1 protein-coding gene and 2 tRNA genes are annotated in these 2,240 nt (G+C 22.9%); all 3 read right to left on the bottom strand.

The window, feature by feature from the left end; all coding sequences use genetic code 11:
• Nucleotides 1-135 precede the first annotated feature (135 nt).
• Nucleotides 136-318, bottom strand: coding sequence for a F0F1 ATP synthase subunit A (locus tag IE180_RS37805; protein ID WP_506005100.1), 183 nt, complete (start codon nt 316-318; stop codon nt 136-138).
• Nucleotides 319-1,326: 1,008 nt separating this feature from the next.
• A tRNA-Pro gene (locus IE180_RS37800) sits at nt 1,327-1,399 on the bottom strand.
• A gap of 608 nt (nt 1,400-2,007) precedes the next feature.
• A tRNA-Met gene (locus IE180_RS37795) sits at nt 2,008-2,079 on the bottom strand.
• Between the last annotated feature and the right edge of the window lie 161 nt (nt 2,080-2,240).

The raw sequence follows: 2,240 nt of genomic DNA, 5'->3' as shown, positions 1-2,240 counted from the left end.
AATAGCTCTAGAACAATAAGATAAAGTTTCTATTAAAACTAATATAGGTACTAATAATAAAGGAGTTCCTGTAGGTACAAATAAACCAAAGAAACCTAATTTATGTTTACTTAAACCTAATAAAGTAACACCTAATCATAAACTTAAACTTAATGATATTACTGCTATTAATTGTGCTGATATAGCAAATGAATAAGGTATCATTGATATTAAATTTGCTATTAATATGAAATTAAATAAAGTAAATATTAATGAAAAATAATCTCCTCCATGTCTTCCTATTTGGCTTTTTACCATATTTAATATTGTATCATATATTGCTAATATAGATGCTCCTCATCTATTTCATCCTAAATTTGCTTTGTTTAATATTATATTGTATCCATATATTATAAATACTACTAATCCTATATATATTACATAATTTGTAATACTTAATGTTAACATATTATTTACTATAAATAATGTTTTAATTTCAAATTGATCTAAAGGTGATATTATCATTTTGTTTTTATTTTAATTTTTTTTCTAAGCTTATTATTTTGACTCCTCCTATATAATTTAAGGATCCTCTTAATATATATATTTACCCCTATTTTAAAAGGTGATATATACTTTACTTTTCTTATATAAATAAAAAATAATTATATATTTTTCCTCACCTCCTTTAAAGAAGTGAGAGATATAAACCCTCCCTTATTAGGAGGTATATATATCTACTAAAAGTAAATATATTATTTCTTATTTAAATTAAATATATCTATATTAAATAGATATATACCTTCTTATTAAAGTAATATATATATATTAATAAAATTATTCTTTAAGAAAAATATTCTATTTAATAATTTACCCCCCAGGGGGGGGGATGATTTATCCCTTTTGGGAATATATTAAATATTTTATATAAATATGTTTTTTCTTTTTAGAAGTTAATATTTATTTTAAAATATAGAATTATAAAAAATTATATATATATAAATAGAGTAATAATCTTAATGAAGTGATTATATTTCGAATATATCGAAGTATGAATATCTTTTTCTTTTTATATGATAATTAAAGAATTGAAGGTCATTATAAAGAGAGATATATTTATATATTTATAAAATTATAATTTTATAATTAAAGTTCTAGAGATTAATAATCTTAATATATTAGGTAATAAATATTTAGATATTAAAAATATTAAAATAGATAAAGCTAATATACCAAAAGTTAATAAATGTAAAAAGTAGAAAGGTACTAATTGAGGCATATAAAATTTATAATTTTATAAGATAATATACTTTACTTTTTATATTTTTTATAAGATAAATAAAAGAATCAGATTGAAGGGACTTGAACCCCCATAGCCCTACACCCAATGTAGATACGTTACCAATTACGCAACAATCTGGTAGATAAACCGATATTATGTTATATTTAAATCTTTTTATAAAATTTTCCTTTTATTAAAAGAAAATTTAAATATAATAATCAAATTAAATTAATAATCGAGATCAAATAGAACACCGAGGGAATTGAACCCTAAGAAATCGATTTGCAATCGATACATCTAACCATAGATACAATGTTCAATATGTGATAAGCGTGAATCGAACACGCGATCTAACATTGGAAGTGTTAAAGTTTGCCAATTAACTTATTATCACTAATAACCACAGCGAGAATCGAACTCGCATATATACTGTGAAGTAGTATTATCATACCATTAGATCATGTAGTCAATAATAACCTATAAAATTTTAATATAATTTAAATTATAAACCTCCCAAAAAAAGAAAATAACAAAAAAATATATTATATATATATAAATTATTGCATCCACTCTATTTAAAATAAAAAGAGGGATTAAAAATTTTTATAATGTTGTATTGAAGAATCGAACTTCAAACCTTCCGATTACAAAACGGACGCTATGCCTATTTAGCTTATACAACTATTATTTATATTCTTTCTTTTTTTTTTTAGTGTATAAGAATCTTAAGAATAAGTATTTATTTATACTTAAGATAGGAATTGAACCTATATTTGATGCATATGAGGCATCTGTTCTAACCATTGAACTACCTAAGTTTAAAGGATAACCACTGAGAATTGAACTCAGATATATTGTTCCACATACAATTGTTCTACCTTTGAACTATAGCTATCTTATTGAGGAGGGACTGAATCGAACAGTCGAAGCACAACGGCGCTAAAGCTACAATTTAGTTCTAATTACCAACATTAGAACC

Source organism: Streptomyces litmocidini (genome assembly GCF_014649755.1).
GTDB lineage: Bacteria > Actinomycetota > Actinomycetes > Streptomycetales > Streptomycetaceae > Streptomyces > Streptomyces litmocidini.
This window is presented reverse-complemented; position numbering and strand designations above follow the sequence as displayed.